This window comes from Streptomyces sp. NPDC090045, from assembly GCF_044747975.1.
In the GTDB taxonomy this organism is placed as follows: domain Bacteria; phylum Actinomycetota; class Actinomycetes; order Streptomycetales; family Streptomycetaceae; genus Streptomyces.
Window position 1 is genome coordinate 149,161 of sequence record NZ_JBIVFA010000009.1, and the last position, 14,478, is coordinate 163,638.

A 14,478-nucleotide genomic window follows, 5' to 3' on the forward strand; every position below is an offset into this window, starting at 1 on the left:
CCTTCGCCTTCCGTACGCGACGCAGTCGTACGAGACCGAGACACGGAGACGGCCATGCAGCAGGGAACCACCGCGCACGGCGCCACCGCCGGCACGGGCGTCATCGGCGTCGTGGGCGCCGGAACGATGGGCACCGGCATCGCCCAGTGCCTCGCCGAGGCCGGGCACCGCGTCGTGGTCGTCGACCCGGCGGAAGAGGCCCTGGCCACCGCGCGGGCCCGGGTCCGCGACGGGATCAGGATGGCCAGACTGTTCCGGGGCGCCCCGTCCGCCGTGTCCATGGACGAGGCCCTGGACGCGATCACCTGGACGCAGGACCTGCGGGACCTGGCCGGGGCGCGCTTCGTCCTGGAATGCGCGACCGAGCGCATCCCGCTCAAGGAGAAGATCTTCCGCGAGCTGGACGAGGTGTGCCCGCCCGGGGCCGTGTTCGCCACGGTGACCTCGGCCATCCCGGTCGAGCGGCTGGCCGCGCAGACGGAGCGGCCCGGGCAGGTCCTCGGGATGCACTTCATGAACCCGGCCCCGCTGAAGGAGGCCGTGGAGGTGGCCCGCTGCCCGGAGACCTCCGACGCCACCCTGAACACCGCCCTCGAACTGCTCGCCGGCATCGGCAAACACGGCATCGTCGTCGCGGACGGCCCGGGCTTCGTCTCCAACCGCGTGCTGATGCTCACGGTCAACGAGGCGGCGACGGTGGTCCAGCAGGGCACCGCGGACCCGGCCACCGTCGACCGGATCTTCCAGGAGTGCTTCGGGCACGCCATGGGCCCCCTCGCCACCGCCGACCTGATCGGCCTCGACACCATCGTCGACACCCTGTACGTCCTGCTCGAATGCACGGGCGACGACCGCTTCCAGCCCTGCGCCCTGCTGCGGCAGCGGGTCGAGGACGGCCACCTGGGCCGCAAGACCGGCGAGGGCTTCCACCCCTACCCGGCCCACGCGGGCATCAGGAGTCCTCGCCCGCGATGAGGAGTTCACCCACCGCCTCGGTGAGGACGGCGCGGGCCGGCGCGGGCATGCCCGCGTCGGTCACGAACCAGTCGGCCCGGTCCAGGGCGGCGAAACCACTCAGGCCGACCACCCCCCACTTGCTGTGGTCGGCCACGACGGCGATCCGCCGGGCCGAGGCGACCAGGGCCCGGTTCGTCTGGGCCTCCGTGAGGTTGGGGGTGGTCAGTCCCGCCTCCTCCGTCACTCCGTGCGCGCCGAGGACGAGCAGGTCCACGTGGAGGGAGCCGATCACCAGGTCGGCGAGCGGGCCGACCAGCGCGGCCGAGGGGGTGGGGGAGCCGCCGGTGAGCAGCAGGGTGGGGGCCGCGCCCGCGCCGTCGCGGCCGGCCGAGCGCACCAGATCGGCCACCGGGAGGGAGTTGGTGACGATCGTGAGCCGCGGGACGCCGAGCAGCCGGGCGGCGACCGCGTGCGCAGTGGTGCCGCCGGAGAGCGCGACCACGCTGCCCGGTTCCACCAGGGCCGCGGCCGTGTCCGCGATGGCGGCCTTGGCGGCCGCCTCCAGAGCGGACTTGGCGTCGAATCCGGGCTCGTGCGCGCTGGCCCCGGCGGTGGCGACGGCCCCGCCGTAGACCTTCTCCACGGCGCCGCGCCGGGCCAGGGCGTCCAGGTCCCGGCGGATCGTCATGTCCGAGACGCCGAGCTGCCCGACCAGGTCCGCCACCCGTACCGTGCCGTCGCGGCGGACCGCGTCGAGGATGAAGGCGCGGCGCTGATGGGCCAGCTGTGCAGCCTGCTGCTCGGCCACGAGGTCACTCCCGGAGAGCGGGGACATCCGATCAGGAACCAACAACATAGCACGCGCTGTGATGTTGATTTGTTTTGGAATCTGTTTAGTCTTGGCGGGTGAAGAAGACCCTCGCGAAACTCGCGGACGGCCGCGCACTGATCTACTTCGACAACGACGAGAGCGCCGTACGCGAGGCGCCCGACCTGCGCCCCCTGGACCGCGTGCGCAGTCACCCGGAACTGCGCCGGGACGAGGCGACCGGTGACTGGATCACGATCGCCTCCCACCGGCAGGGCCGGACCTACCACCCGCCCGCGGGCGAGTGCCCCCTGTGCCCCTCCCGGGACGGCCGGCTCGGCGAGATCCCCGCCGCCGACTACGAGGTGGCCGTCTTCGAGAACCGCTTCCCCTCCCTCGCGGGCGAAGCCGGGCGCTGCGAGGTCGTGTGCTTCACGCCGGAGCACGAGGCCGGCTTCGCCGACCTCCCCCCGGCCGCCGCCCGCCTCGTCCTGGACGCGTGGACCGACCGCACCGCGGAGCTCTCCGCCCTCCCGGGCGTCGAGCAGGTGTACTGCTTCGAGAACAGGGGCGTCGAGATCGGGGTGACCCTCTCCCACCCGCACGGCCAGATCTACGCCTTCCCCTTCGTCACGCCGCGCACCGCCAAGATGACCGCCGCCGCTGCCGCCCACCGCGCCGCCACCGGACGCAACCTCTTCGAGGACCTGCTGGCCGGTGCCCGCGCCGCCACCGAGCGGGTGGTGACCGCCGGGGAGCACTGGACCGCCTTCGTGCCGTACGCCGCCCGCTGGCCGTACGAGGTGCACCTCTACCCGCACCGCCGCGTCCCCGACCTGACCTGCCTCACCGAGGCCGAACGGGCCGAGTTCCCCGGCATTTACCTGGACCTGCTGCGCCGCTTCGACCGGCTGTTCCCCGTACCGGAACGGCCGGAGGGGCCGCCTCCCACGCCGTACGTCTCCGCCTGGCACCAGGCCCCGCGCACCGGGGGCGAGGAACTGGCCCTGCATCTGGAGCTGTTCACCATCCGCAGGACGCCCGACAAGCTCAAGTTCCTCGCCGGGACGGAATCCGGTACGGAGGCCTTCATCAACGACGTGGCCCCCGAGGCGGCCGCGCGGCGACTGCGGGAGGCCCTGGCGTGAACGGAACCGTTCAGCAGGACGACGACCGCCGGGCCGAACGGGCCGCGGACACCTTCGGGCGGCTCTTCGGCGGCTCCCCGGACGGGGTCTGGGCGGCGCCGGGCCGGGTCAACCTGATCGGCGAACACACCGACTACAACGACGGCTTCGCCCTCCCCATGGCCCTCCCGCAGACCACCCTGCTCGCCGCCCGCGCCCGCACCGACGGACGGCTGCGGCTGCACAGCGCGCAGGGCGACGGCCGGATCACCGACCTGGCCGTGGCCGGGCTCGCCCCCGGCGCCGTCACGGGCTGGACCGGCTACCCGGCCGGCGTGGTCTGGGCGCTCGCCGAGGCGGGGCACCGGGTCGGCGGCGCGGACCTCCACTTCGACAGCACGGTGCCCACCGGCGCCGGCCTCTCCTCCTCCGCGGCGCTGGAGTGCGCGGTCGCGGTCGCGTACGACGAGCTGTACGGACTCGGCCTGCCCGGGCCCGAACTGGCCCGGATCGCCCAGCGCGCGGAGAACGGCTTCGCCGGGGTCCCCTGCGGGATCATGGACCAGATGGCCTCCGTCTGCTGCACCGCCGAGGCCGCCCTCCACCTCGACGCCCGCACCCCGGAGGCCCACCGGCAGGTGCCCTTCGACCTGCGGGGCCAAGGGCTGCGGCTGCTGGTGATCGACACGCGCGTCACCCACGACCTCGGGGACGGGGCGTACGCCGCCCTGCGCGCGGGCTGCGAACGCGCGGCCGCGCTGCTCGGCCTGCCCGCCCTGCGCGACCTGCCCGCCGGGGAACTCCCGCGGGCCCTGTCCACCCTGCCGGCGGAACTCGCCCCGCTGGTCCGGCACGTGGTGACCGAGAACGCCCGCGTCACCGAGGCCGTCTCCCGGCTGCGGGAGGGGAACGCCGCGGCGCTCGGCCCGATCCTCACCGAAGGCCACGCCTCGCTCCGCGACGACTACCGCGTCTCCTGCCCCGAGACCGACCTCGCCGTGAGCGCCGCGCTGGGCGCCGGGGCCCTGGGCGCCCGGATGACCGGAGGCGGCTTCGGCGGCTCCGTCATCGCGCTGGTGGAGGACGGGCGGGAGGACGCGGTGGGCGAGTCGGTCACCGCCGCCTTCGCGGCCGCCGGTCACCGCCCCCCGCGCATCCTGGAGGCCACCCCCGCCGCGGGCGCGCACCGCCTCGCGCCGCGGCCCGGGACGCGGTAGCGCCGGGCCGGGGGAGGGGGGTCTCCGGCCCGGGACGCGGGGGTCCCGGGCCGGACGCCTCACCCCTGCGGCTCCTCACCCCCGCGGCGCGTCCGTCCTGCGCAGGTACGGCAGCCGGGCCAGGGGCGCGTCCATCCAGACCGTGGCCGGGCCCTCGTACGACCGGCCGTCGTCGGCCAGCCACGTGCCCGGCGGGATCACCACCTCCCGCCCGAGCGCGCCGCGGGTCACCACCGGAGCCACCATCAGACGGTCGCCCAGCAGGAACTGGTCGGTGACCGCCGCGTACCCGCGGTGCGGGAAGGCCCATTCGAGGGGGCGCTGGACCGGTTCGCCCGTGGCCGCGGCGTGCGTGGCGAGGGCGAGCAGCTCGGGGGCGAGCGCGGTGTGGAGGCGGGCGGCCGCGCGGACGATCGCGAGGCCGTCGGCGGAGAGCACGCGCCACGGCGCCGTCGAGAACTGCATCATGGGGAACAGCGCGGCGATCTGGGCGTAGCGGACGAACAGCTCCTCGTCGAAACCCGCGCCGTCCTCGCCCGGGACGAAGCGGAACTCGCCGCCGCCGATCATGTCGGGACAGGTGAAGGCGTGGCCGGTCAGGGCCTGGGCCAGGGCGTTCGGGATCAGGCTCGCCAGCCCGAAGCGTCCCTCCCACAGGTGGTACTTGTCCTGCTGGCGCTGCGCGAGCGGCAGGCCCGCCGCGCGCCACGCGTCCCGGAACTCGTTGAGCGGCCAGTGGGCCCCGAAGCGGTTCCAGGCGTGCGTATAGGCCTCCGGGTCCGTGCAGCCGAGCGCGCGCCACCACGGGGCGTCGCCGCCGTCGAACTTGAACCCGTCGACGCCGATGCCGTCCCGCAGGGCTTCCAGGCGGCCGGCGAGCCAGGCCCGTGCCCGCGGAACGAGCAGGTCGAGGCCGGCGCTCCAGCCGTTCCACCACCAGGCGACCGCGGCCCGCCCGTCCGCGCCGGCTCCGAAGTCGCGGACCAGCAGTCCCCGGTCGCCCAGCTGCCGCGCGGTGGGGGAGTCCGGGGTCACGTACGGCACGAGCCACAGCATCACCTTGAAGCCGAGCCGGTGGAGCTCGGCGACCATGCCCGCCGGATCCGGGAAGCGGCCGGGGTGGAAGGTCCAGTCCCCGTAGTCGTTGCTCCACCGGTCGTCGATCATCAGCACGCCGGGCGGGAAGCCCTCCGCGAGCAGGCGCTCCGCGTACGCCAGCACCTTCTCCTGCGTCGGCTCGAACACCGTCTCGATCCACAGGTTGTACTGCGGCGCGGCGAAGAGGAGCGGGTCCGGCATCGTGCCGGACGGCGGGTAGTGCCGGGCGATGGCGTGCCGGTACGCCCCGCGCAGATCGCCGTGCCCCTCGCCGTACTCGACGACCGCGTCCGGCTCGTGCGCGCGCACGCTCAGCCGGCCGTCGGAGAGGGTGAAGGTGAAGGTGCGCTCGCTGTGCACCCAGCGGCCGCGGTCGGAGAGCAGCAGCGGCATGCCCTGGTTGGCCAGCACGTCACGCAGGTCGAAGGCGTAGCCGTCGGGGTACGGCATGTGCCGCCCTTCGGCGGCCGCCCCTCCCCACCAGTGTTCCCCGTCGAGCAGGGGGAGTTCGAGAGTCGTCATGCCTGTGGGGTTCCTCCGGTGAAAGGGGCGGTGCCTCGCGCTACTTGACGGTGAAGCCCTGTTCCTTGCCGTACGCCTTCACCCGGTCCTGCCAGGTGGCCAGCGCGCCGGGCAGGTTCCCGCCCGGCTGCAGGGCCTGGCCCACGGAGTCCTTGAAGACGCTGTTCGCGTAGACCTGGAACGGCAGGTACTGCCAGCCGGGGCGCACCGCCTTCGACATGTCGGCGAAGACCTCGTTCGGCTTGCCGCCGGGGAAGAACGGCACCCCGGCGCCGCGGAAGCCGGGATCGTCGAGCAGCGCCTTGGTCGCGGGGAACAGCCCGACCTGGGAGTTGAGCGACCTGACGGCCTCCGGGTCGGTGCCCAGCCACTGGGCGAAGGCGACCGAGGCCGCCTTGTTCCTCGCCTGGGTGGTGACCGCCACCGACGAGCCGCCGTTCTCCGCGCTGACACCGCCCGGCATCGGAGCGACCGACCACTGGCCGCTGCTCTGCGGGATGTTCTGCTCCAGGACCGCCGGCGCCCAGGCCCCGGCCAGCCAGGTCGCGTACCGTCCGGAGGCCATCGACTTCCACCACTCGTCGTTCCAGCTCGCGGTGGAGTCGACCAGCTTCTCCTCGATCAGCGGGCCCCAGGTGTCGGCGTAGGCCTTCGCCCCGGCGTCGTTCCGGAGGTCGACGGTGACCCCGGTGGCGCCGTCGACGCTGTAGGGCTTGCCGCCGGCCTGCCAGATCAGGCTGTTGGACGTGCCCGCGTCGCCGGGGTCGACGTACGTGATCCGGACCTCCGGATCGGCGTCGCGGATCTTCCTGGCGAGTGCCCCGTACTCCTCCCACGTGCGCGGCGGGGCTGCACCGAACCGGTCGAGGAGGTCCTTGCGGTAGAACATGGCCATCGGCCCGGTGTCCTGCGGTATGCCGTAGATCCCGTCGGCGAGGCTGACCTGGGACCAGGCCGAGTCGGCGAACTTGTCCTTCAGACCGGCGGAGCCGTAGCCGGAGAGGTCGACCAGGGACCTGGTCATCGCGAACTGGGGGAGCGCGAAGTACTCGATCTGGACGACGTCGGGCGCGCCCGTGCCCGCCTTGAGGACGGTGGTCAGCTTGGTGTACTCGTCCTTGGACCGGCCCGCGTTGACCAGGTTGACCTTGATCTTCGGGTACTTCTTCTCGAACAGCGCGACCGTCTTGTCGATGTTCGGGACCCAGGTCCAGAAGGTGATCTCGGCGGGCTTGTCCAGGGCGGCCCGCACGGCCGCGGGATCGCCCTGGCCGCCGCCGTCGGAGGTGCCCGGGCCGCCGCACGCGGTGAGGGAGAGGGAGAGGGAGAGGGCCGCGAGGGCGGCCGCGGCGACGGCGCGGGTGAGAGCCGACGGTCGCAGGGATCTGCTCATGTCGAAACCTTTCGTGCGGGACGTGGAGAGGGGAGGCAGGGGTGGGGGTGGGGCGGTGGGCTACTGCTTGACGCCGCCGGCGGCCAGTCCCGACTGCCAGAACCGCTGGAGGAAGAGGAACGCGACGATCAGCGGGACGACCGCCAGCAGGCTGCCGGTGATCACCAGGGGGAGGATCGGTGTGGCGCCGGCGCCGGCGCCGCCCTGCGCGAGCGAGTCCCACTGGCGCAGCCCCACCGTGAGCGGGAACAGCTCCGGGTCGTTGAGCACGATCAGCGGCAGGAAGTAGTTGTTCCAGGTGGCGACGAGGGTGAACAGCAGCACGGTGACGAAACCGGGAGCCAGCAGGCGCAGCGCGATGGTGAGGAAGATGCGCAGTTCACCGGCGCCGTCGATGCGCGCGGCCTCCAGCATCGCGACCGGAACGGCCTCGGTCGCGTACACGCGCATCAGGTAGAGCCCGAACGGACTGGCGAGGGAGGGCAGCAGCACCGCCCACGGGGTGTTGACGATCCCCATGTCGCTGAACAGCAGGTACGTCGGGACGGCGAGCGCGGACGCGGGGATCGAGATCGCCCCGATGACGACCGCGGACAGCACCCGGCGGCCCACGAACTCGTACGTGGCGAGGGCGTACCCGCCCAGCGTCGCGATGACCGAGGCCCCGCCCGCGCCGACCACCGAGTAGAGCAGGGTGTTGCCGAACCAGCGCAGGTAGATCCCGTCCTCGTAGGTGAAGACGTCCCGGACGTTCTCGAACAGGTGGAAGCCGTCCCCGAACCACAGACCCGGCGAGTCGAAAAGGGTCTGGTTGGACTTCGTCGCACTGATGGCGAGCCAGAGCAGCGGGATCAGCGTGTACGCGAGCATCAGGCCCATCGCCACGGTCAGGGCGGTGGACGCCCGGCCCGGCCGGCGGTGCGCTGCGGTCACAGCAGGCGCTCCCTTCGGGCGGTCGCGCGCTGCACCCCGAACGCGACGAGCACGGTCACCAGGCCGAGCAGCACGGCGACGGCGGCCGAGTAGGGGAACTGGCGCCCGTCGAAGGCGAGGCTGTACGCGTACATGTTGGGGGTGTAGTTCGTGGAGACGGCGGCGGGCGCCAGCGACTGGAGCACGCTCGGCTCGTTGAACAGCTGGAAGCTGCCGATCACCGAGAAGGTGGTGGCCAGCAGCAGCGCGGGGCGCAGCGCCGGCAGCTTGATGCTGAACGCCTTGCGGAAGGCTCCGGCACCGTCGACCTCGGCCGCCTCGTACAGCTCCCCGGGGATGGAGCGCAGCGCCGCGTAGAAGATCAGCATGTTGTAGCCGACGTACGACCAGGTGACGATGTTGCCGATCGACGCGAGCATCCAGCTCCCGGAGAGCAGGTCGGGCAGCTCGGTGTGCAGGAGGTCGCCGATCTCGCCGGCCAGGCCGAAGCGGTCGCCGTAGAGGTAGCCCCACATCAGCGCCGCGACGACACCGGGAACGGCGTACGGCACGAAGATGCCGATCCGGAACAGCCCCGGCGCGCGCAGCCGGCCGCTGTCGATCGCGAGGGCGGCCGCCAGCGCGAGGCCGAGCATGAGCGGCACCTGGATCGCGAAGAAGAGCGCGACGCGGGCGAGACCGGCGTGGAACAGGCTGTCCCCGAAGGCCTTGGTGTAGTTGTCCAGCCCGGTGAAGACCATCCCGCCGATCATGCGCTCCTGATAGAGGCTCAGGTTGACCGAGTACGCCAGCGGGGCGACGACTCCGACGACGAAGACGCAGAGGAACGGCAGGAAGAACGCATGGGCGGTGAGGTTGCGCCGAACAGCGCCGCGTTTCAAGGGTAGGACCTCCGATGCGTGTTAGCGCCAACATGGCGGCGCGGTTCGGAAGTGTGTCGAGTGCTCTCGGAGAGTGTCAAGAGTTTTGACCAAGGCTTCTGTTGGATCGTCAGTTACCTTGCAGTTCAAGGGATTTCGGGCGGCAGGAGAGGGGGCGGACGGTCCGCCGGTCCGTACGTTTCCGCTCGCCGACCTGTTGACCGACGCGCCATGTTCGCGCAAACATGGCGGCGGTCGGGAAGACGCCCGGTCCGCACCGTGCGAGAGGAACTGCACCATGGCGAAGGAAGGGCAGCGGCCGCGCAGGCCCCGTTCCCCGGCCGCGGACCGCCCCAGGCCCCCGTCGATGGCGGACGTCGCGGCCATGGCGGGAGTCTCGGCGCAGACCGTCTCCCGTGTGGTCAACGCGACGGCCCACGTCGACGAGGCCACCCGCGACCGGGTCGTCCGGGCCGTCCGCATGCTCGGGTACCGCCCCAACACCGCCGCCCGGGCGCTGGCCACCGGCAAGTTCCGGATGATCGGCGTCATCAGCTTCGACCTCAAGGCCCACGGGAACGCGCGCACGCTGGAGTCGATCGTCTCCGCCGTGCAGTCCACCGAGTACTCGGTCAACGTCGTCGTCCCGCAGGCGCAGACCCAGGAGGCGGTGCTGGAGGCGTTCCGGAGGCTGAGCGGTCATGCCGTCGACGGGGTCATCGTGAACGAGGCGCAGATCCTCACCGGCTCGCTGATGCTCCCCTGGGGGCTTCCGGTCGTGGTCGTCGACGGCGGCGAGGACCACCGCTACCCCGGCGTCCACACCGACCACGCGGCCGGAGCGGAGATCGCGGTGACCCACCTGCTGGGGCTCGGCCACACCACGGTGTGGCACCTGGCCGGCCCCCAGGACTCCCACCCCGCGCGCCGCCGCGCCGAAGCGTGGCAGCGCGTCCTCCGGGCGGCGGGCGCCCCGGTCCCGCCGGCCGTCCACGGCGACTGGAGCGCCGGGAGCGGCTACCGGGCGGGCCGGGAACTCGCCGGCCGTCCGGAGGTCACCGCGGTGTTCGCCGCCAACGACCAGATGGCGCTCGGCCTGGTCCGGGCGCTGCGCGAGGCGGGGCGCTCGGTCCCGGAGGACGTCAGCGTGGTCGGCTTCGACAACATCGTCGAATCCGGCTACTTCCTCCCCCCGTTGACCACCGTGGACCAGGACCTCACCCGGGTCGGCGCGGCCTGCGTGGACCGGCTCCTGAGCCAGATCGAGGGCGCTCCGTCGACGGACTCGTCCGTCGTGTCGGTCATGCCGACCCTCGTGGAGCGCGACAGCACGGCACCGCCACGCGTCTGAACCCGGGCCGGTGCGTCCTCCGCGGGACGCAGTACGTCCCGAAGTACCTGAAGGGGCAAGGAAGATGAACTCTCCGGCACACGACCGTGCCCGTATCCGCACGCGAACCCTCGGCGCGCGGCTGGGCGGTCTCGGATTCGGCGGCGACTACAACCCCGAACAGTGGGACGAGGCCACCCGCGCCGAGGACCTGCGCCTGATGAACCAGGCCGGCGTCAACCTCGTCAACCTCGCGATCTTCGCCTGGGCCCGCGTCGAACCCTCCCGCGACGCCTACGACTTCCGGTTCTTCGACACCGTCATGGACGACCTGGCGGCCCACGGCATCACCGCCGACCTGGCCACCATGACCGCCTCGCCACCCCCGTGGCTCGCCACCGAACACCCCGGGATCCTGCCGGTCACCGCCTCCGGAGGCATCCTGTCCCCGGGGGGCCGCCAGCACTTCTGCCCCTCCAGCCCGGTCTTCCGCGACCGGGCCGTCCGGCTGGTCGAAGCCGTCGCCACCCACTACCGCGACCATCCGGCGCTCGGCCTGTGGCACGTCGGCAACGAGTACGGGATCCACGTCGCCGAGTGCTTCTGCGCCACCTCCGCCGCCGACTTCCGGCGCTGGCTCGCGACCCGGTACGGCGAGGTCGACGCCCTCAACGAGGCATGGTCCACCGACTTCTGGTCGCAGCGCTACACCTCCTTCGACCAGATCCTGCCCCCGCGCAGCGCACCCACCTACCCCAACCCCTCCCAGCAGCTCGACTTCAAACGGTTCAGCAGCGACGCCCTGCGCACGTGCTTCACCCTGGAACGCGACGTCCTGCGCCGCATCACCCCCGACACCCCGGTGACCACGAACTTCCTCGCCGGACACAAGGCCGTCGACGTCCATGCGTGGGCGCCCGAGATGGACGTCCTCGCCCTCGACAGCTACCCGGACCCGCACGGGGACGCGGCGCACATCGGCGCTGCCCTCTCGTACGACCTCCTGCGCGGCGCCGCCGGCGGGAAGCCGTGGCTGCTGACCGAACAGGCCCCGTCCGCCGTCAACTGGCGGGGCCGCAACGCGGGCAAGAGCCCCGGCCTGATGCGCCTGTGGAGCTGGCAGGCCGTCGCCCAGGGCGCGGACGCCGTCATGTACTTCCAGTGGAGGCAGTCCCGCGGCGGCGCCGAGAAGTTCCACTCCGGCATGGTCCCGCACGCGGGGCCCGGGACCCGGGTCCACACCGAAGTGCGCGAGCTGGGCCGCGAACTGGCCCTGGTGCCCGAGCTGGCCGGCACGCTCGTCCGCAACGAGGTCGCGATCGTCTTCGACTGGGACAACTGGTGGGCCCTCGAACTCGACTCGCACCCCTCGGAGGCCGTGCGCTGCCTCGACCGCGTCCTCGACCACTACGCGCCCCTGTTCGAGTCGGGCGTCGGCATCGACGTCGTCCATCCCGCCGCCGACCTCTCGCCGTACAAGCTGCTGGTGCTGCCCGGCCACTACCTGCTGTCGGTCGAGAACGCAGCGCGGATCAGCACGTTCGTGGCGGCCGGCGGATCCCTGCTCGCCTCGTTCTTCACCGGGATCGTCGACGAGCACGACCGCGTGCACACGGGCGGCCGTCCCGCCGCGCTGGAGGACGTACTGGGCGTCAAGGTCGAGGAGTTCTGGCCGGCCGCGGCGGACGAGGCGGTCCCGCTCCGCGCTCCGGAACCGGACGCCCGGGCCGCTCCCGCGCCGCCGCTGCCTCTGCCGCCGGCGTCGCTGTGGCGCGAGGACGTGAAGCTCACCGGCGCCCGTCCCGAACTCTTCTTCGCCGGACCGGACTGGGACGACGACCGCCCGGCGGTCACGGTGCACGCCCACGGCCGGGGGACCGCCCGCTACGTCGCGACCCGCCCCGACCCCGTCACGATGCGGGCCCTCGTCGACCGCTCACTGGCCGAGGCGGGTGTCGTGCCCGTGCTGCCCGGCCTGCCCGCCGGCGTCCAGGCCACGATCCGGCACGGCGCCGGTCACGACGTCCTCATCCTGCTCAACCACGGCGAGGACGAGCAGGAGGTGGCGCTGCCGGCCGACCGCCGGGACCTGCTCGACGCCCACCGGCCCCCCGTCCGCCGCGTGACCCTCGCACCGCGGGGCGTCGCCGTCCTCGGCAGCGGCGGCAGCTGAGCGAACCCGAGCGCCACCGCTCCACACCGTTCCACCCACTCCACCCCGCACGTCCCACCCCCCAGGACCCCTCGGAGGACACTGTGAGAAGAGCCCTACTACCGGCGGTACTCGCCGCGGCGCTCGCGCTCGGCGCGCTCGGCGCCTCCCCGACCGCCGCGTCCCCGACGACCGCGGCTTCCACGGCCTCGGCCGCGCTCGCCGACTCCTGGACCGCGCCCCTGAGCACCCGCGGCCGCTACGTCGTCGACGCGGGCGGCAACCGCTTCAAGCTCAAGTCCGCGAACTGGCACGGGGCCCAGGGATCGTGGAGCGGCTCCGGCGACATCAACGACCCGGCCAGCCATCACGACGGCGAGAAGGCCGACCAGATGCCGCTCGGCCTGGACCGTGCGCCGATCCCGCGGATCCTCGCCGGATTCCACGAACTCGGCATCAACAGCATCCGGCTGCCGTTCTCGAACGAGATGCTGCACGACCAGCGCCCGGTGTCCGACGCCTCGGTCGCCGCCAACCCGGGTCTGCGCGGCAAGACCCCGCTCCAGGTCTTCGACGCCGTCATCGCGGCCACCACGGCCGAGGGCTTCGCGGTGATCCTCAACAACCACACCATCACCTCACGCTTCTGCTGCGGTCTGGACGGCAACGAGCGCTGGAACACCAGCCAGTCCACCGCGCAGTGGGAGAACGACTGGATCGCCCTCGCCCGCCGCTACAAGGACAACAAGCGCGTCGTCGGCGCCGACCTCTACAACGAGGTCCGCCGCACCGTCACCGACGACGCCAACTGGAACTGGGGCAACGACCACGACTGGTGGGCCGCTTCCCAGCGCCTCGGGGACCGGCTCCTCACCGAGGCCAACCCCGACCTCCTGGTGATCGTCGAAGGCATCAACTGGCAGGGCATCCCGGCCGACGGGCTGCCCCACGGCCGTCCCACGCTCGAACCGGTCCGCACCCTCTCGCACACCCTCGTCGCCTCGAACAAGCTGGTGTACGCGGCGCACTTCTACGGCTACACCGGGCCGAACCACACCGGGGCGACCGGCATGGGCGAGACCCACGACCCGCGCTACCAGGAACTCTCCCGCGAGGAGCTCTTCGCGACCCTGCAGCGCCAGGCGTTCTACGTCACCTCGGAATCGGGCGCCCACTTCACCGCACCCCTGTGGATCAGCGAGTTCGGCATCGGCAGCGACGAGACCAACCCGCAGGCACGCGCCTGGTTCGGCAACCTCGTGGACCACCTGATCGCCAACGACACCGACTTCGCCTACTGGCCCCTGGTCGGCTGGACCGGACACGGCACCTGGTCCATCCTCAACTTCGACGCGGCGGGCCGCCGTTCCGGCCTTCTGGACGGCGGCGACTGGCGCGCCACCGACTGGAACCGGCTGGTCACCTCCCCGCAGAAGAGCGGCCAGGTCGCCGTCTCCGACACCTGGGACATGCTCAACCTCGACCACGCCGACGCGGTCCAGTCGGTCCGCGTACGGGCCCTCGGGGACTGGGACGCGGGAGCCCGCAAGGGGACCTGCCCCGACGGACAGCGCCTCGTCGGCCTCGCCCACCGTGACGGGCGCGGGCTGTGCACCGACGCCGGGGCCCCCGGCCTGGCGGCCGCCGGCCCGGCGCCGACGGCGGTGCGCGACGAACGCCACGTACAGCAGGGCGACTGGGCGGGCGGCTACACCAAGTACCAGTGCGGGCCGAACCAGTTCGTGACCGGCTACAGCGTGCGCGGCCAGGCGGTCTCCGCGGTCCTGTGCGCCCAGGCGAGCCGGACCCTCGGGACCGGCGGCCGGACCGTCTGGTTCGACCGGGGCGACAACCGGCCGGCCGGAGGCCCGGGCGGAGAGTTCGCCTACGGCAACCGCAAGGGGCAGTGCGGCACGGACGAGTACGTCGCGGGCATCGCCTTCACCGGGGCGTGGGCCAAGGGCAAGACACCGGACGCCCTGCTGTGCCGCAAGCTGTGACACCCGGCGCCTGAGGGCGCCGCGGGCCGGGGAGCCGCGGGCTCCTGCACCGGACGTGCGCATCCGCCGGGCATGCGGAGC

The 14,478-nt window shown here is 72.7% G+C and carries 11 protein-coding genes; 6 read left to right on the forward strand and 5 right to left on the reverse strand.

Going from position 1 to position 14,478, the window contains the following annotated elements; all coding sequences use genetic code 11:
- Nucleotides 1-54: 54 nt before the first annotated feature.
- Complete coding sequence (locus tag ACIPYQ_RS23840) at nucleotides 55-975, forward strand: 3-hydroxyacyl-CoA dehydrogenase family protein (protein WP_401254539.1); 921 nt, start codon at nucleotides 55-57, stop codon at nucleotides 973-975.
- Here the strand turns inward: ACIPYQ_RS23840 and ACIPYQ_RS23845 are convergent.
- Complete coding sequence (locus tag ACIPYQ_RS23845) at nucleotides 953-1,765, reverse strand: DeoR/GlpR family DNA-binding transcription regulator (RefSeq protein WP_401254542.1); 813 nt, start codon at nucleotides 1,763-1,765, stop codon at nucleotides 953-955. The genes ACIPYQ_RS23840 and ACIPYQ_RS23845 overlap by 23 nt on opposite strands.
- Before the next feature lie 98 nt (nucleotides 1,766-1,863).
- On the opposite strand from ACIPYQ_RS23845, the gene galT reads away from it, so the two are divergent.
- Together galT and galK are read left to right on the forward strand one after the other, a co-directional pair.
- Nucleotides 1,864-2,913 carry a galactose-1-phosphate uridylyltransferase gene (galT, locus tag ACIPYQ_RS23850; protein ID WP_401254545.1) on the forward strand — a complete coding sequence of 350 codons (1,050 nt, stop codon included), beginning with the start codon at nucleotides 1,864-1,866 and terminating at the stop codon, nucleotides 2,911-2,913.
- Nucleotides 2,910-4,109: a galactokinase gene (gene galK / locus ACIPYQ_RS23855; protein WP_401254548.1), complete on the forward strand. Its 1,200-nt coding sequence runs from the start codon at nucleotides 2,910-2,912 to the stop codon at nucleotides 4,107-4,109. Before galT ends, galK begins: the two co-directional genes overlap by 4 nt.
- A 75-nt stretch (nucleotides 4,110-4,184) precedes the next feature.
- Here galK and ACIPYQ_RS23860 read toward each other — a convergent pair whose 3' ends face one another.
- From ACIPYQ_RS23860 to ACIPYQ_RS23875, 4 genes are read right to left on the reverse strand one after another with little or no spacing between them, the layout of a single operon-like run.
- A complete protein-coding gene (locus tag ACIPYQ_RS23860) occupies nucleotides 4,185-5,729 on the reverse strand; it encodes a glycoside hydrolase family 31 protein (RefSeq protein WP_401254551.1) in 1,545 nt (514 codons plus the stop codon).
- 40 nt (nucleotides 5,730-5,769) lie between these two features.
- Complete coding sequence (locus tag ACIPYQ_RS23865; RefSeq protein WP_401254554.1) at nucleotides 5,770-7,122, reverse strand: ABC transporter substrate-binding protein; 1,353 nt, start codon at nucleotides 7,120-7,122, stop codon at nucleotides 5,770-5,772.
- Nucleotides 7,123-7,182: 60 nt separating this feature from the next.
- Nucleotides 7,183-8,055: a carbohydrate ABC transporter permease gene (locus tag ACIPYQ_RS23870; RefSeq protein WP_401254557.1), complete on the reverse strand. Its 873-nt coding sequence runs from the start codon at nucleotides 8,053-8,055 to the stop codon at nucleotides 7,183-7,185.
- A complete protein-coding gene (locus tag ACIPYQ_RS23875; RefSeq protein ID WP_401254560.1) occupies nucleotides 8,052-8,936 on the reverse strand; it encodes a carbohydrate ABC transporter permease in 885 nt (294 codons plus the stop codon). Before ACIPYQ_RS23875 ends, ACIPYQ_RS23870 begins: the two co-directional genes overlap by 4 nt.
- A 346-nt stretch (nucleotides 8,937-9,282) precedes the next feature.
- Here ACIPYQ_RS23875 and ACIPYQ_RS23880 point away from each other — a divergent pair, with 346 nt between their 5' ends.
- From ACIPYQ_RS23880 to ACIPYQ_RS23890, 3 genes are all read left to right on the forward strand, one after another.
- Nucleotides 9,283-10,266: a LacI family DNA-binding transcriptional regulator gene (locus ACIPYQ_RS23880; protein WP_361766305.1), complete on the forward strand. Its 984-nt coding sequence runs from the start codon at nucleotides 9,283-9,285 to the stop codon at nucleotides 10,264-10,266.
- Nucleotides 10,267-10,330: 64 nt separating this feature from the next.
- Nucleotides 10,331-12,418, forward strand: a complete 2,088-nt coding sequence (locus ACIPYQ_RS23885; protein WP_401254563.1) for a beta-galactosidase — start codon at nucleotides 10,331-10,333, stop codon at nucleotides 12,416-12,418.
- Nucleotides 12,419-12,501: 83 nt separating this feature from the next.
- Complete coding sequence (locus ACIPYQ_RS23890; RefSeq protein ID WP_401254566.1) at nucleotides 12,502-14,397, forward strand: glycoside hydrolase family 5 protein; 1,896 nt, start codon at nucleotides 12,502-12,504, stop codon at nucleotides 14,395-14,397.
- Nucleotides 14,398-14,478 lie beyond the last annotated feature (81 nt).